General features: G+C 66.2%; 22 protein-coding genes and 1 tRNA gene. 17 read left to right on the forward strand and 6 right to left on the reverse strand.

The features are described from left to right. Positions 1-22 precede the first annotated feature (22 nt). From AC1MDG_RS00400 to AC1MDG_RS00435, 8 genes are all read left to right on the forward strand, one after another. Positions 23-859: a methylenetetrahydrofolate reductase gene (locus tag AC1MDG_RS00400; protein WP_479806806.1), complete on the forward strand. Its 837-nt coding sequence runs from the start codon at positions 23-25 to the stop codon at positions 857-859. Next, complete coding sequence (gene cycA / locus AC1MDG_RS00405; protein ID WP_479806807.1) at positions 849-2,318, forward strand: D-serine/D-alanine/glycine transporter; 1,470 nt, start codon at positions 849-851, stop codon at positions 2,316-2,318. Before AC1MDG_RS00400 ends, cycA begins: the two co-directional genes overlap by 11 nt. Then, positions 2,315-3,223 carry a formyltetrahydrofolate deformylase gene (gene purU / locus AC1MDG_RS00410; RefSeq protein WP_479806808.1) on the forward strand — a complete coding sequence of 303 codons (909 nt, stop codon included), beginning with the start codon at positions 2,315-2,317 and terminating at the stop codon, positions 3,221-3,223. The genes cycA and purU overlap by 4 nt, the downstream gene beginning before the upstream one ends. Before the next feature lie 122 nt (positions 3,224-3,345). Beyond that, a complete protein-coding gene (locus AC1MDG_RS00415; RefSeq protein WP_390247600.1) occupies positions 3,346-3,621 on the forward strand; it encodes a hypothetical protein in 276 nt (91 codons plus the stop codon). Positions 3,622-3,769: 148 nt separating this feature from the next. Continuing rightward, on the forward strand, positions 3,770-4,543 hold the full coding sequence (locus AC1MDG_RS00420) for a lytic transglycosylase domain-containing protein (protein ID WP_479806809.1): 774 nt from the start codon (positions 3,770-3,772) through the stop codon (positions 4,541-4,543). Between the two features lie 39 nt (positions 4,544-4,582). Continuing rightward, positions 4,583-5,509 (forward strand): NADP-dependent oxidoreductase, encoded by a 927-nt coding sequence (locus AC1MDG_RS00425; RefSeq protein ID WP_479806810.1) that lies wholly within the window; start codon positions 4,583-4,585, stop codon positions 5,507-5,509. Positions 5,510-5,596: 87 nt separating this feature from the next. After that, positions 5,597-6,268 carry a DNA alkylation repair protein gene (locus AC1MDG_RS00430; protein WP_479806811.1) on the forward strand — a complete coding sequence of 224 codons (672 nt, stop codon included), beginning with the start codon at positions 5,597-5,599 and terminating at the stop codon, positions 6,266-6,268. A gap of 312 nt (positions 6,269-6,580) precedes the next feature. Continuing rightward, entirely contained in the window at positions 6,581-7,174 is a 594-nt protein-coding gene (locus AC1MDG_RS00435) for a histidine phosphatase family protein (RefSeq protein WP_479806812.1), read from the forward strand. Positions 7,175-7,181: 7 nt separating this feature from the next. Here AC1MDG_RS00435 and AC1MDG_RS00440 read toward each other — a convergent pair whose 3' ends face one another. Beyond that, a complete protein-coding gene (locus AC1MDG_RS00440) occupies positions 7,182-7,961 on the reverse strand; it encodes a hypothetical protein (RefSeq protein WP_479806813.1) in 780 nt (259 codons plus the stop codon). Positions 7,962-8,097: 136 nt separating this feature from the next. After that, the gene (locus AC1MDG_RS00445; protein ID WP_479806814.1) at positions 8,098-8,541 is read right to left on the reverse strand and encodes a transferase; all 444 of its coding nucleotides are present in this window, start codon (positions 8,539-8,541) and stop codon (positions 8,098-8,100) included. 172 nt (positions 8,542-8,713) lie between these two features. Here AC1MDG_RS00445 and AC1MDG_RS00450 point away from each other — a divergent pair, with 172 nt between their 5' ends. The 3 genes from AC1MDG_RS00450 to AC1MDG_RS00460 all read left to right on the forward strand — a co-directional run bounded on the left by AC1MDG_RS00450 (position 8,714) and on the right by AC1MDG_RS00460 (position 9,910). Continuing rightward, positions 8,714-9,598, forward strand: a complete 885-nt coding sequence (locus AC1MDG_RS00450) for an SGNH/GDSL hydrolase family protein (RefSeq protein ID WP_479806815.1) — start codon at positions 8,714-8,716, stop codon at positions 9,596-9,598. Between the two features lie 12 nt (positions 9,599-9,610). Next, a tRNA-Lys gene (locus AC1MDG_RS00455) sits at positions 9,611-9,683 on the forward strand. Positions 9,684-9,733: 50 nt separating this feature from the next. After that, positions 9,734-9,910 (forward strand): hypothetical protein, encoded by a 177-nt coding sequence (locus AC1MDG_RS00460; protein ID WP_479806816.1) that lies wholly within the window; start codon positions 9,734-9,736, stop codon positions 9,908-9,910. A gap of 18 nt (positions 9,911-9,928) precedes the next feature. Here the strand turns inward: AC1MDG_RS00460 and AC1MDG_RS00465 are convergent, their stop codons facing one another. The 3 genes from AC1MDG_RS00465 to AC1MDG_RS00475 all read right to left on the reverse strand — a co-directional run bounded on the left by AC1MDG_RS00465 (position 9,929) and on the right by AC1MDG_RS00475 (position 11,157). Then, positions 9,929-10,276 (reverse strand): DUF202 domain-containing protein, encoded by a 348-nt coding sequence (locus AC1MDG_RS00465; RefSeq protein ID WP_479806817.1) that lies wholly within the window; start codon positions 10,274-10,276, stop codon positions 9,929-9,931. 2 nt (positions 10,277-10,278) lie between these two features. Then, positions 10,279-10,680 carry a YidH family protein gene (locus AC1MDG_RS00470; protein WP_479806818.1) on the reverse strand — a complete coding sequence of 134 codons (402 nt, stop codon included), beginning with the start codon at positions 10,678-10,680 and terminating at the stop codon, positions 10,279-10,281. Positions 10,681-10,830: 150 nt separating this feature from the next. Continuing rightward, positions 10,831-11,157 carry a YegP family protein gene (locus AC1MDG_RS00475; RefSeq protein WP_043476610.1) on the reverse strand — a complete coding sequence of 109 codons (327 nt, stop codon included), beginning with the start codon at positions 11,155-11,157 and terminating at the stop codon, positions 10,831-10,833. 250 nt (positions 11,158-11,407) lie between these two features. On the opposite strand from AC1MDG_RS00475, the gene AC1MDG_RS00480 reads away from it, so the two are divergent. The 6 genes from AC1MDG_RS00480 to AC1MDG_RS00505 all read left to right on the forward strand — a co-directional run bounded on the left by AC1MDG_RS00480 (position 11,408) and on the right by AC1MDG_RS00505 (position 16,406). Next, on the forward strand, positions 11,408-11,962 hold the full coding sequence (locus tag AC1MDG_RS00480; RefSeq protein WP_479806819.1) for a cysteine hydrolase family protein: 555 nt from the start codon (positions 11,408-11,410) through the stop codon (positions 11,960-11,962). A 77-nt stretch (positions 11,963-12,039) separates the two neighbouring features. After that, the gene (locus AC1MDG_RS00485; RefSeq protein ID WP_479806820.1) at positions 12,040-13,140 is read left to right on the forward strand and encodes an FAD-dependent oxidoreductase; all 1,101 of its coding nucleotides are present in this window, start codon (positions 12,040-12,042) and stop codon (positions 13,138-13,140) included. Positions 13,141-13,196: 56 nt separating this feature from the next. Then, entirely contained in the window at positions 13,197-13,751 is a 555-nt protein-coding gene (locus tag AC1MDG_RS00490) for a hypothetical protein (protein WP_479806821.1), read from the forward strand. Between the two features lie 160 nt (positions 13,752-13,911). Beyond that, a complete protein-coding gene (locus AC1MDG_RS00495) occupies positions 13,912-14,565 on the forward strand; it encodes a DedA family protein (RefSeq protein ID WP_479806822.1) in 654 nt (217 codons plus the stop codon). Positions 14,566-14,577: 12 nt separating this feature from the next. Then, the gene (locus tag AC1MDG_RS00500) at positions 14,578-15,543 is read left to right on the forward strand and encodes a ribokinase (protein ID WP_479806823.1); all 966 of its coding nucleotides are present in this window, start codon (positions 14,578-14,580) and stop codon (positions 15,541-15,543) included. 284 nt (positions 15,544-15,827) lie between these two features. Next, on the forward strand, positions 15,828-16,406 hold the full coding sequence (locus AC1MDG_RS00505) for a hypothetical protein (RefSeq protein ID WP_479806824.1): 579 nt from the start codon (positions 15,828-15,830) through the stop codon (positions 16,404-16,406). 60 nt (positions 16,407-16,466) lie between these two features. Here AC1MDG_RS00505 and AC1MDG_RS00510 read toward each other — a convergent pair whose 3' ends face one another. Further along, positions 16,467-17,177: a GntR family transcriptional regulator gene (locus AC1MDG_RS00510; protein WP_043476627.1), complete on the reverse strand. Its 711-nt coding sequence runs from the start codon at positions 17,175-17,177 to the stop codon at positions 16,467-16,469. Positions 17,178-17,211: the final 34 nt, after the last annotated feature.

Consider the following 17,211-nt stretch of genomic DNA (forward strand, 5'->3'; position numbering starts at 1 on the left):
ATTTGATAGCCAGAGAGGACCAATGATGTTCCCCATCAGGACCGAAATCATCCCTTCAGAGGGAATCGTTGACCGGGTCAGGGCCCACGTGCCTTTGACCACGGCGCTCACCGTGACGTGCCTGCCCCACCATGGCATTGAGCGGACCATGCGAGCCGCCGTGCAGCTTGGTTTGCTCGGCTATTCGGTCATCCCGCACCTCGCGGCGCGGAGCCTTCCCGGCCGTTCCGAGCTCACCGGCATCCTGCGTGATTGCGACGTTGCCGGCATCGGTGAAGTGTTTGTGATCGGCGGAGACCGGAAGCAGCCGGCAGGCCCCTACGGCTCGGCCCTCCCGGTACTGGAAGACATCGCGCAGTACACCGGGGGCAGGATGCGGGTTGGCATTGCGGGCTACCCGGAGGGCCACCCGTCGGTGGGCCCGGTGGACCTGCTGGACGCCCTGCTGGAAAAGCAGCACCTGGCATCGAACGTTGTCACGCAAATGTGCTTCTCCGCGCCGAAAATCCTCGACTTCGCGGCGCTCCTGCGCCGGGAAGGGGTGCGGCTGCCAGTGTGGGCCGGTGTGGCCGGGGCGGTTCCGCGGACCAAGCTGGTCTCCCTGGCGACGCAGATCGGCGTCGGAAGTTCGCTGAAGTTCCTCAGCCGCAAGGGGCCGCTGGCGCGCAAGCTGCTGAGCGGTGACCGCTACTCGCCGCAGAGCCTGGTGGCCGGGCTGGAAAGCCAGCCGGGGAACATCGCAGGCATCCATCTGTACAGCTTCAACAACCTTGATCCAGCCCCCGGCGGGCCGGATCAGGCGACCACCTCAGCAGCACTCCAGTCCGCTTTGATCCGAGGAGCAGCACGTGACAACTAAGACCCTGACCGCCCACCAGGAGCCGCATCTTGAGCGGCAGCTGAGCAACCGGCACATCCAGCTGATCGCCATTGGCGGCGCCATCGGCACCGGGCTCTTCATGGGCTCCGGCAAAACCATCTCGGCGGCCGGTCCGTCCGTCATCTTCGTCTACATGATCATCGGCTTCATGCTGTTCTTCGTGATGCGGGCCATGGGCGAGCTCCTGCTGTCCAACCTGAATTACAAGTCCTTCAGCGACTTCGCGGCGGACCTGCTGGGCCCCTGGGCCGGCTTCTTCACCGGCTGGACCTACTGGTTCTGCTGGGTGATCACCGGAATCGCGGACGTCATCGCCATCGCCGGCTACTCAAAGGAACTCTGGCCGGGGCTTCCCCTGTGGATCCCGGGCCTGGCCACGATCGCCATCCTCCTGCTCCTGAACCTCACCACGGTGAGGGCCTTCGGCGAGACGGAGTTCTGGTTCGCGCTGATCAAAATCATCGCCATCGCGGCGCTGATCCTGGTGGGCCTGTTCATGATTTTCAGCGGATTCCAGTCCGACGCCGGCCCGGCCACCTTCTCGAACCTGTGGAGCCATGGCGGTTTCTTCCCGAACGAGTTCATGGGTTTTGTGGCCGGCTTCCAGATCGCAGTGTTCGCCTTTGTGGGCATTGAGCTGGTGGGCACCACGGCCGCGGAGGCCAAGGACCCGGAGAAGAACCTGCCCAAGGCCATCAACTCCATCCCCATCCGCGTGCTGCTCTTCTACGTGGGCGCCCTCATCATCCTGATGTCCGTCACGCCCTGGACCCAGTTCCAGGCCGGCCACAGCCCGTTCATCGCCATGTTCTCCCTGGCCGGACTCGGCGCCGCCGCCACTGTGGTGAACCTGGTGGTGCTCAGCTCGGCCATGTCCTCGGCCAACTCCGGCATCTACTCCACCTCGCGCATGGTCTACGGCCTGGCCCAGGAGGGTGACGCCCCGTCGGTTTTCGGCGCCCTGTCACGGCGCAAGGTCCCGCAGAACGCGCTGTTCCTCTCCTGCGTCCTGCTGCTCTCCGGCGTGGTGCTGATGTACGCGGGCCAGGACATCGGCAAGGCCTTCGACATGGTGACCACCGTCTCCGCCGTCTGCTTCGTGTTTGTGTGGTCCATCATCCTGGCCAGCTACATCGCGTTCCGCAGGCGCCGCCCGCAGCTGCACGATGCGTCCAAGTACCGGATGCCCGGCGGCGTCCCCATGGTGTGGGTGGTCTTCGCCTTCTTCGCCTTCGTCCTGTGGGCGCTCACCACGCAGCCGGACACGCTGCTGGCGCTCCTGGTGACGCCGGTGTGGTTCATCCTGCTCGGCGCCGCCTGGCTGGTACTGCGCCGACGCCCCGCGCACCTGGCCCGCTACGCCACGTTCCAGGCTGAACTCAGCCAGGACATGGAGCCCGAATCCGCCGCGCAGGAACTGGGGAACGTGAAGAAATGAGCACCGCACAGACGCTGAACCCTTCTGCCCCGGAACCGGTGGAGCCTGAGGCCGAGGCCGAGCACGTGCTGACCCTCGACTGCGCCGAGTCGCCCGGCATTGTCCACGCGATTTCGGGATTCCTGCTGGACCACGGCTGCGACATCATCGATAACAAGCAGTACGGGGACCGCAAGGAGGGGCACTTCTTCATGCGGGTCCATTTCTCCTCTCCGCAGGAGGCATTCAGCACGGAGGAGCTGCGCAGGGACTTCACCGCCCTCGCGGAAAAGTGGCAGATGAACTGGCAGCTGGAGCCGCACGGCCGCCAACGCCGCGTCCTGGTGATGGTGTCCAAGATGGGCCACTGCCTCAATGACCTGCTGTTCCGGGCGCGCACCGGGGACATCCCGGTGGAGATCGTCGCCGTCGTCTCCAACCACCGCGAGCAGGAGGCGCTGGTCCAGTGGCACGGCATCCCCTTCTTCCACCTGCCGGTGACGAAGGAGACGAAACCGGAAGCCGAAGCACGGCTGATGGAACTCGTAGACGAGCTTGATGTGGAACTGGTGGTGCTTGCCCGCTACATGCAGGTCCTGAGCGATGAACTCTCGGCCAGGCTCGCGGGCCGGACCATCAACATCCACCACTCGTTCCTGCCCAGCTTCAAGGGTGCCAAGCCTTACCACCAGGCTTATGACCGCGGCGTGAAGACCGTGGGCGCAACGGCCCACTACGTCAACGCTGAACTCGACGAGGGCCCGATCATTTCGCAGCAGGTCATCGACGTGGACCACACCTACACGGCGGACGACCTGGTGGCCGTTGGCCGGGACGCCGAATGCGCCGCCCTGCGCAATGCCGTGCGCTGGCACTGCGAAGGCAGGATCCTGCTGCTCGGCAACCGCACGGTGATTCTGCGGTAGGTCCGCCTCCCGCCGCCCGTGACGTCGGACTCGTCGGCAGCTTCGGGGGAATAACAGGAGCATTGATGCGACTTGTTATTACTGGGGCGCCGACCACCGGTTGCCTCGTGAGAGGACCTCTTTTGCCTACTGCCTTTATCCCGTTCACCGTTCGTGCCACCGTCCGTGAGGACCACAAGCGCTCTTTCCGCACGGACATTGAGCGACTCACATCCAGCCACCGTGGCTGGGCGCCGCTGGACGTGGTCAAGTCCACTGACACGCAGGCGCTTTTGCGGGGAGCGGTGCCGAATAGCGTTCACACCGCCACCGATGCGAGCCTGGCCCGTTACCTCCAGGACCGCCTTGTGGCCGACAGCGACATTCACTTGGATCTCGCCGTCAGCATCGAGCGGTAACAGGCTCCAAAGCCCCGGACCATTAGGTCCGGGGCTTTTGTGTGCCAAAAATCGGCCGCCGGCCGGTCCGCCGGGGTTGCGCCGCCGTCGGGAGGGGAAGCAACGGGAAGATGGTGTAAGTTGCTCCCGGCTAAACAAAACACCGGAAATGAGAACCGCCACGTCCATGCTCCGCCTCAAGCGCCTTGCCGTCTTCTGCCTTTTCGCGACCTGCGTCATCACGGGGCTCCTGTTCTGGGTGGTCCGCCCGTCCGGCACGGCAGGGCCTTGGGATCCGTCGGCACCGCCCCAATCCGGGGCGAAACTCGCGTCGCTGACCGATTTCAGCTCCAGGGCCGTGGACATTACGGACAGCACGATCGACGCGGAATGGCTCACCCGGACCGCGGCGCAGACCGGCATTCCCGCCCGGGCACTCCAGGCCTACGCAGCTGCTGCGGAGCTCGCCAACGCCGCCACGCCCGAGTGCCGGATCGGGTGGAATACCGTGGCCGCCATCGGCTTCGTGGAGTCCGCGCACGGGAGTCACGGAGGCGGCAGCCTGTCGAACACCGGGCAGGTGAGCGGACCGATTATCGGCCCCAGCCTCGACGGCGACAGTTTCGCCGCCATCCCGGACACGGACGATGGCGTGCTCGACGGCGACGCCCTCTGGGACCGCGCCGTCGGACCCATGCAGTTCATTCCCTCCACCTGGGAACAGGCAGGGCGGGACGGAAACGGAGACGGTGTCGCCGACCCGCTGAACATCGACGATGCCGCACTCAGCGCCGCCACCTACCTGTGCGGGGGCGGCCGTGACCTCACCACCGCCAAGGGGTGGACCGGTGCGGTGCTCGCCTACAACCAGTCCGACTCCTATGTTCGCCAAGTGCGCGACCAGGCCACCGCCTACGCGGAACAGTCCGGGTCTGCCGGGTAGGTCCGGAATAGTGTCCGGAAGATATCGGTTGAGGCCTGCATGAAGGCAATTACTTACAGCGAATACGGAAGTCCGGACGTCCTTGGGTTGACGGAGGAGCCCCTGCCGAAGGTCGGGCCGGGGATGGTCCTGGTCAAGGTCAAGGCGGCGGCGGTGAATCCGGTCGATTGGAAAATCATGGCCGGTTACCTCGACGCAGCCATGGACCTGCAGTTCCCGGCCATCCCCGGGTGGGATGTGGCCGGCGTTGTAGAGTCGGTCGGCATCGATGCGCCGCATTTCCAGCCCGGCGATGAAGTCATTTCCTATGGCCGCAAAGACTATGTCCACGGCGGCAGTTTCGCCGAGTACATCGCATTGCCGGAACGGCTCCTGGCCCGCAAGCCCGCCTCCCTGACCTGGAACGAGGCCGCAGGCCTTCCGCTGGCGGGACTGACGGCATACCAGGTCCTTAACCGCCTGGGCCTCAAGGCGGGGGAGACCGTGTTGATCCATGGCGGCGCCGGCGGCGTCGGGTCCCTGGGTATCCAGATTGCCGTGGCGCGCGGCGCCAAAGTGATTGCGACCGCTTCAGAAAAGAACCACGACTTCATCCGGTCGCTCGGTGCCGAGCCCGTCAGCTACGGCGAAGGACTCGAAGACAGGGTCCGCGCCTTGCGTCCTGAAGGCGTCGACGTGGTCGCGGACTTCGTGGGCGGCAACCTCGAATCCACGCTGGCTGTCCTGGCTGACGGAGGCAGGCATGCCTCCATCGCGGACAGCGAGGTGGAGCAGCACGGCGGTACCTGGATGTGGGTGAACCCCGTAGGCGCCGAGCTGCAGGAACTCGCCGATCTGGTCGATGAGCGCAAACTCCGGGTTGAGGTGGCACAAACCTTCCCGCTGGCGCAGTCGGCAGATGCCTTCCGCGTCAACATGGAGGGGCACACCCGCGGCAAGATTGTGGTTACAGTCGACGCCGAGTGAGTGCCGAGGGGCGGCCGGATTCCGGCCGCCCCTTTCTTCGTTGGGCCGTAGGCTGGGACCCAGCGGGTGAATGACCGGGAGGTTGGAATGTCCGAGACGACAGTTGCCGAGTTGAAAGCCGAACTGGCCGAGCTTGAAGACCCAGGAATGCGCTCAGTCAACGAGAAGCACGGCGATGATCACGGCGTGAACCTCGCCAAGCTGCGTGCCATCGCCAAGCGGCTCAAGGCCCAGCAGGGCCTCGCCCGCGAGCTGTGGGCGACGGACGACACCGCGGCCCGGCTGCTCGGGCTGTTGATCTGCCGGCCCAAGGAGTTCGAACGCGGGGAACTGGATGCCATGCTGCGCCAGGCGCGGGCGCCCAAGGTACAGGACTGGCTGGTGAACTACGTGGTCAAGCGCAGCCCGCATGCCGAAGGGCTGCGGGTGGCCTGGACTGCGGATTCAGATCCGGTGGTGGCCAGCGCCGGCTGGGCGCTCACCAGCGAACGGGTCGCGAAGAATCCTGAAGGGCTGGACCTGCCGGGGCTGCTGGATACCATCGAGGCGCAGATGAAGGAGGCACCCGATCGCCTGCAATGGGCGATGAACACCTGCCTGGCGCAGATCGGGATTCACCATGCCGCGTACCGTGCCCGGGCGATCGACATCGGTGAACGGCTCGAAGTGCTCAAGGACTACCCGACGCCGCCGAATTGCACCTCCCCGTTCGCGCCGATCTGGATCAACGAGATCGTGCGACGGCAGGCCGCGGGCTGATTCCCGGAAGATACGGCAGGCTGCGTTCCCTGCGGGATATGACCTGCCGCACCGTGGACTGCGCTTAGTCCGTACCGTGGCAGAAGCACTGAGGCCGGTCGCACTGTGTGTCATACGGACCGACGAAGTTGTACGAATCAGTAGGAGGGTCGGCGTCCGTCGAAGGCGATGCGGCTGCTTCCTGGACGTTGCAGCCAGCCTACGACCCGAAGGTCTCCGTTGCCGATCTGCACCGTTTCGCCGGTGTTACAAGGGTCCCGGGTGGCATCCAAGGTACCTTCAGTTCCGGACCCAGCCCGCCCTCAAGGCACAATGGAAGGCATGACCCTTACGACGTTCGCCCTTGTCCGCCATGGCCAGACTGACTGGAATGCGCAGCGCCGGCTGCAGGGATCCACGGACATTCCGCTCAACGACGTCGGCCGCGAACGGGCGCGCGACGCCGCCGCTGCTCTGTCCGGCCACGAGTGGGACGCGATCGTGTCCTCGCCGCTGAGCCGTGCCGCCGAAACCGCCAAGCTTATTGCCGACGGGCTGGGGCTCAGCGTGGACCGGCACGTGCCGGAGCTCACCGAGCGCAGCTTCGGACCGGCCGAGGGCCTGCAGGCCGGCCCCGAACTTGAAGCGCTGCGCATCCCCGGTGGTTTTCGCGGCGCGGAAAGTGAGGACGAGGCAGCCTTCCGCGGGCTGGCCGCGCTGGAGGCACTGGCCGAGGAATTTCGCGGCCGCCGTGTCCTGGTGGTGGCCCACGGCACGCTCATCCGTGTCAGCCTCAGCCGTGCCATCGGCCGCACGCTGCAAAGCGTCGACAACGCCGTTCTGAACCTGGCACACCACCACGCCGTTGACGGCTGGCAGCTGGAATACTTCAACGGCGAACGGTTCGCAGCTCCCGTCGAAGCCTGAGTGGGGCCTATGGGTGGTAGTACGTTTCCGTCGGCGTGAACCCCACCCGGTCCACTTTCCGGTGGTAATGAACTCCAACCATGCCGCCCAGGACGGAGCCCAGCAGGGCCAGCGCGGCGACGGCGATGGCCGCGATGATGCTGCCCGCGCCCAGCGGGACCTCGTTCACGGGAAGGCGAAGTAATTCGTTGAGCATGTTCCGGACATTCAGCTGGCCGCCGCCAACAATCCCACTCACCATGGCGACGACGGCCGCTGCCGCGGCCACAATCACCGCCCATAGCCACACCATGAGTCCCTGTCCGACGCCGTTGAACCGCGCCATCCGTCCCGCGACGTAACCGCCCGAAAAATAGGCGAGGAGGGGGATCACCAGCAGCAGCGCCGTGCCGGTGACACCACCGGGCCATGACCATGCCTGGCCGGCTGCTGTCATGTCCGAGCCAGCCAGAAGGCCCGCCCGTGCGGCCGCCATGACAAAGACGGCCAGCACGACAGTCACAGCGGTCGCCGTCAGCCAGCCGAAGAAGGCCGCACCGATCTTGATGCCGCCGAACCGTTCCTCTTCGCGGGCAACCACCGTTTCCCGGGTGGTAGCAGCCGGACCTGCCGGCAAGGAACCTTCTTCCGGGGCACCCACATCGTCCAAATAGCCCCGGTCCTCCTCGTAGGGGACGTCGCCGTCGTAAGGCACAGGCTCGGTGTAGGGGACAACACCGTCGGGGACAGCCCCGTCGGGTTCGTCGTCGCGGCCGCGTCCGCCATCAGGATCCCTTGCGCCACCCATCACGCATCCCCGCTTTCAATGACCTAACGGTGGGTATGCGTTAAAGCTAATCCCACTCAGGCGCGTCCCACGAGAGGCTTTGGGCCCGGCCCGGCTTCGCCGGTCGAGCAGGGACGCTGTCCGGTAAACCCGGGCGTCAGGCCGCCTGACGGTTACCGTCCGAAAGGGACCGCGGCGGAGAGCTTGCCGACGCCCTGGTCCTGGCCGGGAGGCGGCTGCCTTGGGCGACCTTGCTGTCGCCGTGGAGGCGGACTCCGTGACCTATCACGGCGCCCGCTCCGATCTTGGAGTGGCTGCCGATACGGGCGCGGTGGCCGATCACCGCTCCCTGCCCCACGTACACAGCATCACCGATCACCACCCTGTGGCCGACGCGAGCATGCCTGTCGATCCAGCTGCCGCCGCCCACACGGCATCCGGGGCCCACCTGGGCGCCGGCCTCCACATAGGCGGTTGGACTGATGAAGGACGACTCGTCCACCTCGGCTCCACGGCCGATCAGGCCCCCGCCGTTGGGGTGCCGGCGGTAGCTGATGACCTTCCCGGTGTCGGTTTCCACTGTTTCGATTTTCCTGCTCATGACCTTCCCGTCAGTCCGGTGCTACCCATAACAGCGGACACTCGTTTTAACGCCCGGCGAGCAGCAAGCATTCCATTCACAAACACGGCATTCCGCCAGGTTTTCGGAACATGTGGACCCCTTCCGTGGTTAATCAGAGAAAGGGCGCAGGCTTCCCACGAGGAGGTGTGTGGTGACAACTAATGACAAGGATCTGTCAGGACGCCAGGCCCAAGGTGGCGTGCGCAGCTCGGGGTATCCGGCCGCTGCAGGCGGGCATCCGTGGCGCCGGTACGTGGCATTGGGGGACTCGTTCACCGAAGGAGTGGGCGACCCCGACCCCCGGCGTCCGGGCGGGGTCCGCGGTTGGGCCGACCGGGTGGCGGAGGAACTGAGTGCAGGGCATGCGGACTTCGCGTACGCGAATCTGGCCGTGCGCGGCCTGCTGCTGGAGCAGATCCTGGCCCGGCAGGCCGGTCCTGCGCTGGTCCTCCAGCCGGATCTGATCACGCTTTCCGCCGGAGGCAACGACATGGTTTTCCACGGCAGTGATCCGGACAAGCTCGCTGACAGGCTCGACGACGGCGTGGCGCTGCTCAGGTCTTGCGGCGCCACCCTGGTGCTCTTCACCGGGCCGGACTGGGGGTCAACGCCGGTGCTCGGCCGCAACCGGAGCAGGGTTGCAGTCTTCAACGAAAACATCCGTGAGATCGCCTCCCGGCATGACGCCGTGATCGCCGACCTGTGGGGCCTGCGGGAGCTCCGGGACCGGCGGATGTGGGACCAGGACAGGCTGCACTTGTCCCCGCTGGGACACTACGCCGTGGCGATGAGGGTGCTGGATGCGCTCAGGGTGCCGCACCCCCTGCCGCCCCTGCAGGCCGGTGACCTGCCGCGGGGCGACTGGCGCCAGGCCAGGGCCGAGGACCTTGTGTGGGCCCGCCAGTACCTGTTGCCCTGGGCTTGGCGACGGGTCCACAGGCCTGCCGGCGTTACGGAACCGACCGCGAAGCGGCCGGCCGCCGCCCCGGTTAACAGTTCCGGGGAACCGGCCGTCGCCATGGAGGGCCAGGCTTAGGCGGAGTTCAGCGCACCCCTAGCTCAGCTGGGAGAGCAGGGGACTTTTAATCCTCGGGTCGTGGGTTCGAGCCCCACCGGGTGCACGCTGGAGTGTCGCCCCCGCGGCGTCGGTGCCCTGCCATAAACTCACCCAGTGGCAGATTCAAGCACCGAAGGCAGTGCAAACGTGGCGGTGATCCCGGTGCTGGAGGGTCAGACCTGCATTGGCGAGCTGCTTCCGGACGTTAAATACATGGTGGGAATGAGCTCACCCGAAGGTCCGCTGGCCGACCCCGATGGAACAGCAGACGGCCAGCGGACGCTTTTCTGACCGCCGGCCGCGCGCCGGTCACGGCTGCAGCGGAAGGAACACTACGGTGTAAATCCCCAGCAGGGCGAGGACGACGACGCTCGCGGCCACCGCCGCCGTCGACCCTATGTGCGGGTCCATGGTTTCGTGCTTAATGCCCCGAACGGCGCGGTGGAAGCGGTGTTTCTGCGTCAGGTTAATGGCCAGCGCGGTGACGACGGCGGCACCCACGAGCGTTCCCACGAACCAGCCGTGGTGGGGCAGCCAGCGCAGGAAAACGGCGGCGGCGATCACCATGGACAGGGTGGTGCGGCTCCAGGCAAGATCGGTGCGTTCCGGCTGGAGGCCGGCGTCGCCGTGCCAGGGGGCCTCGCGGTGGGAAGCCATGCTCAGGCCGGCCGGGCGATCACGAACACCACCATGATGGCCGCCACGAGCGCTCCGCCAATTGCCAGCACCGGGGCCATGAGGGGGAGCGGCATTGGTGCTTTTGACCGCATGGCGCGTTCCACATTCACCCACCGGAAGAACGATCCGCCGCCAATCACGAGCGCAAGGACCAGCAGCAGTACCGAAATGGTCTTGCGAAGTTCAGGGCCCAGGAGCTCGGCCATAAACGCCTCAACGGCGACGCCGCCGGCAAGCAGGGCGAGGGACGTTCGGATCCACGCGAGGAAGGTGCGCTCGTTCGCCAAGGTGAACCGCGGATCGGGCTCGGTGCCGCCGCGGAGGATTCGGGACGTGAGCCGGCCCCTCGGGTCCGGCGCTCCGGTATTCGAATCTTCTGACAACGTGAATCCCTCCGCGAGCGGCAGGTCGCAGGCATGCTCCCCTCTCCTGCCTACCACGTTACCGGCCGCGGGTCAGGGATGCCCTTTCGTCCCCCGGAGCCGGAGCCGGAGCCGCCGCCGCGACTGTCTGACGTCAGGGCCGCCCCGACGTCAGGCTGCCCCCGACCAGTGCGGAGTCCGGCGGGCCGCGGCATGCTTGCGGAAGCCGTCAACCGGCAACCGCCGGGTGTCGCAGGCGGCCGGGGCCGGCATGGCAGCAGCCGGTGCCTGCGCGGGTGGCAGAGCCGAACTGCCGGCAGGGCAGAGGTCGCTGATCAGTCCCATACCCGCGCACTCGCGGACTGCATCGATGGCCGCAACGGCCGACGGTTTGTCGCGGTACGCGCCTGACACAGCCAGCTCGGTTCCCTCCGGCGTTGTCAGCCGGAACCGGTACTGCAACTCTGCATCAACAAAAACTTCGAACTTGCCGGCCATAACTAATCCTTCCGGTCTGCGGAGCCGGCCCGCCGGCAGCTTCGCCGCGAAACGGGCCGAACGCATCTCTGCGAACAACTTCCGCTGGTCTGGTCGAACGATCAGAATTGATCGGTTCATCAAGTGCTTTAAGTCTGTCGCGGCCTCTTGTAGGCTCACAAGACCGATCAAGTTAAGCCCACGTAAAATGCATGCAACGGACTGCCACTTCAGGGCCGTCGCATGTCCGGCAAACACTGAGGAGCCCGTCATGACCACACTGTCGGATCGACCCAACACCGCCTTGCTGGTGGTCGACGTCCAGAACGGAGTGGTGTCCGATGTCCACCAGCGCGACGCCGTCGTCGCCAACATCGCCACCCTCGTGGACAAGGCCCGGGGCGAAGGAGTGCCAGTGGTCTGGGTCCAGCACTCGAGTGGGCAACTGGCGAAGGGAAGCGATGCCTGGGAGCTCGTGCCGGAACTGAAGCGCCAGGACGGGGAACCGCTGGTGCACAAGACCTTTGCGGACTCCTTCGAAGACACCGACCTGGAAGACGTTCTGGCCCGGGAAGGCGTGGGCCGGCTGATCGTCTCCGGCGCTCAGACCGATGAGTGCATCCGCTCCACGATCCACGGAGCCTTCGTCCGCGGCTACGACGTGACGCTCGTTGGTGATGCACACACAACGGAGGACCAGAGCGAGTGGGGTGCCCCGCCGCCGGACAAGGTCATCGCGCACACCAACCTCTACTGGAAGTACCACACGGCTCCCGGCCGCACCGCTGCCGTGGAGGACACCAGCGATGTAACCTTCGCAGGCTGAACCGCGCCATCCGGAAGAATGGGTCCCGGCAACAGGCCTCGTGACGAGGCCGCGGGACTGAGTTGGGTGGAGCTGTGGTGGAAGTTGACGTCGTTGTAGTCGGCGGAGGGGCGATGGGATCCGCTGCCGCGTGGCAACTGGCCCGCCGCGGCAGGTCCGTAGTCCTGCTCGAGCAGTTCGAACAGGGGCATCACATCGGCGCCTCCCACGGCTCGACCCGCAATTTCAACATGGCGTACGCCGAGCCCGACTATCTGGACCTGGTCACCGAGGCCAAAGACCTCTGGAACGAGCTCGAGAGTGAAACGGGCACGCAGCTCCTGGACCTGGTGGGGTTGGTGAACCACGGCAACGTCCGGCGGCTGCGCGAGGTCCGTTCGTCGCACGCGGAGCGGGGCATTGCGAGCCACTTCATCCCGGCCGCAGAGGCGGCGGAGCGCTGGCGGGGCATGAACTTCCGGGGCGAGGTCCTGGTGGTGCCCGGCTCGGGACGGGTCCGCGCCGCCGACGCGCTGGTGGCGCTGCGCCAGGCGGCCGAAGCGCACGGCGCCCGCTTTGAATATTCGACGCCGGTCCGGGACATCCGCGTTGACGGCGACCGCGCCGTCGTCGTTATTGACTCCGGCCAGATCACCGCGCATCGCGTAGTGGTCACCGCCGGTGCATGGACCGGCAAGCTCCTCGGTGGCCACGTCCCGCTCCCGGAGCTTGTGGTCACACAGGAGCAGCCGGCCCACTTCACGCCATGGGACGACTCGCTGGAGTGGCCCAGCTTCAACCACAACCCGGACCCGGATGATCCCCGCGACGCCTACTGGTACAGCCCCGTCTATGGCATGCTCACCCCGGGCGAAGGCATCAAGGCCGGCTGGCACGGAGTGGGTCCGGTGACCGACCCGGACGCGCGCAGCTTCACCCCCGAACCTGTCCAGCTGGAGGCGCTGGTGCGGTACGTCCGGGAGTGGCTGCCCGGCGTGGATGCGGGGTCGGCGGTTCCCATCAGTTGCACGTACACCAGCACCGCCAATGAGGACTTTGTGCTGGACCGTTCTGGTCCGGTGGTGGTCGGGGCCGGCTTCTCCGGCCACGGGTTCAAGTTCACCCCTGCCGTTGGCCGGGTGCTCGCAGACCTGGCCGACGGCGGCGGCGCACCCGCCCGTTTCACCGCCCGGCGCTAGGGTCTGCCTTCCGGCCGGCGGAGCGGATTTTGCCGGAGCGGGTAGCGTAGGGTGACATGCGCAACGGTCGACTCGTTCCCTGCATCCTCGCGGTGCTGGCCGTCGTCGTCGGCTTTTTCCTGGCTTTCGCCGGACCCGCAGGTGCCGAACCCTGCCCGGACAAACGGGTTCCGGCTGCCGCTGGCGGCTTCTGTGTTTCCGGCGGACCGCCTTCCCCGGCGTCCACCCCGTCATCAACTGCCCCGGCCGGTGCAGTCAGCCCCGGGCCCGCGCAGGGCGGAGCCGGTCCCGTCGACACGCGGCCCGTGCTCCCCGGTTCCGGCGCGGAAAACGTGCCGCCGCAGGGAAACATGGCAGGCCAGGAATCAGGGCCCGCCCCTGCAGCGTCCGCCGAACCGCCGTCAGCTGCTCAGCCCGCCACGCCTCCTATAAGGGCTGTCTCGCCGATGCCGTCCCGGTCAGCCCGGACGTTGACAGCGGCGCCGCCGGATTCCGGCAGGGGCGGCGCCGGGGGCGTTCCCTTGGCCGGGTACCTGGTTGCCGTCGGCGGCGGGATGCTCCTGCTCTCCTCAGCCTTCGGTTTCATGAGGTTCCGTCCCTCAGCCCGCTGAGGGGACGCGGGTTTTTCCTGGCGCCCGGGAGGCTTCGGCTAGGCTGGCAGCGATAGGCCGTCGACTGCCGTTGCCCCCTGTGGCCGGTGTTGACGGTGCGTCCGGACAACGAGGGGTATGCATCCGTGCGGCAAAGACCTGACCTGAAGCGGGCCCAGCCATGATGCCCGCAAACGCCGTGGACGAGCTCACGGGAATAGCCGGCTTCGCCGCGCGCGGCATCGATGCGCTGGGGGAGTGGGGCGTGGGACTCTTCACCTTTGCCGAAACCATCATCCCGCCCATCCCGAGCGAGGTCATCCTGCCGCTGGCGGGTTTCCTCACCAAGCAGGGGAGCATGAGCCTGGCCCTGGTGTTCGTCACCAGCACGCTCGGCGCCTACGCTGGAGCCTTGCTGCTGTACTGGATTGGCGCGAAGCTGGGACTGGAGCGGGCCATCCGCGGGCTGTCCAGGCTTCCGCTGATGGACCGCGAGGACTTCGAGAAGGCCGCGGACTGGTTCCAGCGCCACGGCAAGTCGGCGGTGTTCTTCGGCCGGTTCCTGCCCGGTGTGCGGAGCCTGATTTCCCTGCCCGCCGGTGCGGAGAAAATGAACCTGGCCACCTTCAGCATCTTCACGATTGCCGGGAGCGGGCTCTGGAACGCCCTGCTGATCGGTCTGGGTGTGCTCCTCGGAGCGCAGTACCGGCTCATCGAGGAGTACTCCAAGTACCTCAATTACGCCGTCTATGCAGCGATTGCGGCCACCCTTGCGTGGTTGTCCGTGAGGGCCTACCGGCGGCAGCGCGAACGCGTGGACCAGAACCAGGGCTAGGGAGTGGCTGGAATGAGCACTGAAGCGCACGGCCGGATCGTCGTCGTCGGCTCCTTGAATGCCGACCTGACCATCTATTGCGACAGGCTCCCACTGCCGGGTGAGACGGTCCACGGCACCGGATTCGCCGTGAATCCCGGCGGCAAAAGTGCCAACCAGGCCGTGGCGGCAAGCCTGCTGGGCGGGGCTGTCAGCCTCGTCGGCGCCGTGGGGGACGACTCCAACGGCGAGATGCTCCTCGCCTCCACCGCCGGCGCAGGCGTGGACATCTCGCACGTGCGCACCTCGGAGTCTGCCGCCACGGGAGTCGCCGTGATCGCGGTGGACGCGCACGGCGAGAACAACATCATCATTTCCGCGGGGGCCAACGGAACCCTCGCTCCCGCCGATGTCGCGGCGTCCGCGGATGCGTTCGACGGCGCGTCCGCGGTCTGCCTCTGCCTCGAGGTCAGCCTCGACACTGTAGCGGCGGCAGCCCGGTTGGGGCACGACGCCGGCGCGACAGTCCTGCTCAACCTCTCGCCTTACGGCGAGATCCCGCAGAGCCTGGCGGATCTTACGGACATCCTGCTGGTCAACGCGCACGAGGCGTCACTGTTCCTCGGTTCAGGTGAGATGCCCGGCGCCGATGCGGACGACGCCGCCTGGAACCAGGTCCGGGAGCGTTTCGCCGGGCGCGGGCTGCAGCGGGTCCTGGTCACCCTGGGTTCCAGCGGTTCCGTTGTCCTGGATTCGCTGGTTTCAGGGACGGGCCGGGTCACCCGGATCGCGCCGGTGAAGGTCCATGCAGTGGACACCACCGGCGCCGGCGACGCGTTCACCGGCGCAGTGGCCGCACGGCTCGCCGCCGGACAGGCGCTGGCCGAAGCCGCTGCCTTCGCCTCCGTGGCGGCGGCACTCGCCGTCACCCGGAAGGGCACGCAGGCCGCCTACGCCGGAATTGTGGATGTGGAGCGGATGCGGGGCACGGGCATTTAGCCCGGGCGGGCTCAGAAGGACCGTCCGGGCTTCTTCCTCTGGACTTCCGTATCGAGTGGGTTGCCAAGGTATGCGCCACGCCCTAAGATGCGACCAAGGCGCCCTGCGAAGTCGTTTATCGGAGGCTGGGCGGCCCTCGGAAGAGGTATTGAGGCAGCATATGGTCGGATTGAAAATCTTGCGCAGTTGCAGCAATGCCCGCCGTTCTCAGCGGAGCGTTGTGATTGGTGACGCTAGGGCGCCCGGTTATCTTCACGCTCGCTCAAGCCTGTGCACGGTGCGCCATGCCTGAGTATGAGGAAGCGCCAGAAAAGGGACCGAATCCGGTCAAAAACTCCGGAACAGGAAAACGCGGTCCAGCGTGGGAGATAGATCCCCGCAACGACCAACTGGCCTATGAGATGCTAACCGCCCGTTTTCTCGCGCACGACGAGCTGTTATGGCAGACGCCCGTCCTCGCCCTCACCGCGCAGTCTTTCCTGATGACGATCTCTCTGAGCCGTGACGTGGCCAATCTGGCGGCAGCAACGGCGGCTGCATTGGGCACAATCTTGATATTGATGTCCATGCATTTGCTCGGCAGGCATCGATTCCTGGAGCTTATCGAGAAACACAAACTCAGGCAGCTTGAAGAAGCTCTGCAAATTGAACCGCTGAGTACCCATTCATGGGCATGGCAGTATCGGCCAACACCCAAGCTGGGCAGTGCATTCAAGCGCCGAGACTATGGACTGGAAAACCCGCGGTATCTATGGATATTTTCCGTTCCGAGTTATGTCATATGGCAGATTGGCCTATCCTTCTTTGCCGTCGCCAATACAGCAATATGCATTTTCCGGCTGAGCCAAATGGGACAGGCCTGAATCGGCGGCACCGTATTCATCGTTCCCCCAGCCTGATGTGGCCCCTCGTCTCACGGCGCCCTACTCCCCGTGCACTTCCGCCTGCTTCTCTTCCGAGCGGTCCAGGTAGGCCAGCAGCAGTTCGGCGGCCCGCTCCAGCTCGCCCGCCTCCAGCGCCTCGCAGATTTCCTCGTTGTCCTTGAGGTAGCCGCTGTAGAAGTGCGCATCCATCGTGGCCTTGTGGAAGAACAGCCGCATCTCAGCCAGGACCTGGGACATGATGGTGTTCAGCCGGCGGCTGCCCGCCAAGGCAACGATCGCCCCGTGAAAGTGCTGGTTCGCGGTGCCCAGCCCCTCGTCGTCGTTCGCTGCGGCCGCGAGCTTGCCTTCCTCCACCGCCGCCCGGACGGCGGCCACGGCCTCCGGGCTGCCGCCGCCACGGATGGCGCTGACTTCGATGGTCCGGCGCACGGTGTAGACGTCGTGGATATCCCCGGCTTCCAGGCTCGCCACGAAGACCCCTCGGTTGGGGTGGCGGACCACCAGCCGTTCGCTCGCGAGCTCGGCGAAAGCTTCGCGCACGGTGTTGCGGGAGACGCCAAGGTCCTCGGCAATCGTGGATTCGGTCAGCCGTGTGCCCGGGAGGAGGACCCCTTCAGCCAACTGCAGGCGCAGTTCATCAGCCACCCTGTCGGCCACCGAAGGCACGATGACGCGCAGCCGGGCTGCTGCCGTTGATGCGCTTGAGACTGCTGCGGAGGTGCCCCGGGTTGCTGCTGATGAAGTGGCCATACTCCAGAATTTACACGATCGTCACATCGTTGAA

The sequence above is a fragment of the Arthrobacter sp. AIWTK1 genome (genome assembly GCF_056680535.1).

Excerpts from the sequence above, each read along its gene's own strand:
- AC1MDG_RS00400 (WP_479806806.1), top strand. The coding sequence starts at position 23 with ATGATGTTCCCCATCAGGACCGAAATCATCCCTTCAGAGGGAATCGTT.
- purU (WP_479806808.1), top strand. The coding sequence starts at position 2,315 with ATGAGCACCGCACAGACGCTGAACCCTTCTGCCCCGGAACCGGTGGAG.
- AC1MDG_RS00420 (WP_479806809.1), top strand. The coding sequence starts at position 3,770 with ATGAGAACCGCCACGTCCATGCTCCGCCTCAAGCGCCTTGCCGTCTTC.
- AC1MDG_RS00425 (WP_479806810.1), top strand. The coding sequence starts at position 4,583 with ATGAAGGCAATTACTTACAGCGAATACGGAAGTCCGGACGTCCTTGGG.
- AC1MDG_RS00430 (WP_479806811.1), top strand. The coding sequence starts at position 5,597 with ATGTCCGAGACGACAGTTGCCGAGTTGAAAGCCGAACTGGCCGAGCTT.
- AC1MDG_RS00435 (WP_479806812.1), top strand. The coding sequence starts at position 6,581 with ATGGAAGGCATGACCCTTACGACGTTCGCCCTTGTCCGCCATGGCCAG.
- AC1MDG_RS00440 (WP_479806813.1), bottom strand. The coding sequence starts at position 7,961 with ATGGGTGGCGCAAGGGATCCTGATGGCGGACGCGGCCGCGACGACGAA.
- AC1MDG_RS00445 (WP_479806814.1), bottom strand. The coding sequence starts at position 8,541 with ATGAGCAGGAAAATCGAAACAGTGGAAACCGACACCGGGAAGGTCATC.
- AC1MDG_RS00465 (WP_479806817.1), bottom strand. The coding sequence starts at position 10,276 with ATGGCTTCCCACCGCGAGGCCCCCTGGCACGGCGACGCCGGCCTCCAG.
- AC1MDG_RS00475 (WP_043476610.1), bottom strand. The coding sequence starts at position 11,157 with ATGGCCGGCAAGTTCGAAGTTTTTGTTGATGCAGAGTTGCAGTACCGG.
- AC1MDG_RS00480 (WP_479806819.1), top strand. The coding sequence starts at position 11,408 with ATGACCACACTGTCGGATCGACCCAACACCGCCTTGCTGGTGGTCGAC.
- AC1MDG_RS00490 (WP_479806821.1), top strand. The coding sequence starts at position 13,197 with ATGCGCAACGGTCGACTCGTTCCCTGCATCCTCGCGGTGCTGGCCGTC.
- AC1MDG_RS00495 (WP_479806822.1), top strand. The coding sequence starts at position 13,912 with ATGATGCCCGCAAACGCCGTGGACGAGCTCACGGGAATAGCCGGCTTC.
- AC1MDG_RS00500 (WP_479806823.1), top strand. The coding sequence starts at position 14,578 with ATGAGCACTGAAGCGCACGGCCGGATCGTCGTCGTCGGCTCCTTGAAT.
- AC1MDG_RS00505 (WP_479806824.1), top strand. The coding sequence starts at position 15,828 with ATGCCTGAGTATGAGGAAGCGCCAGAAAAGGGACCGAATCCGGTCAAA.
- AC1MDG_RS00510 (WP_043476627.1), bottom strand. The coding sequence starts at position 17,177 with ATGGCCACTTCATCAGCAGCAACCCGGGGCACCTCCGCAGCAGTCTCA.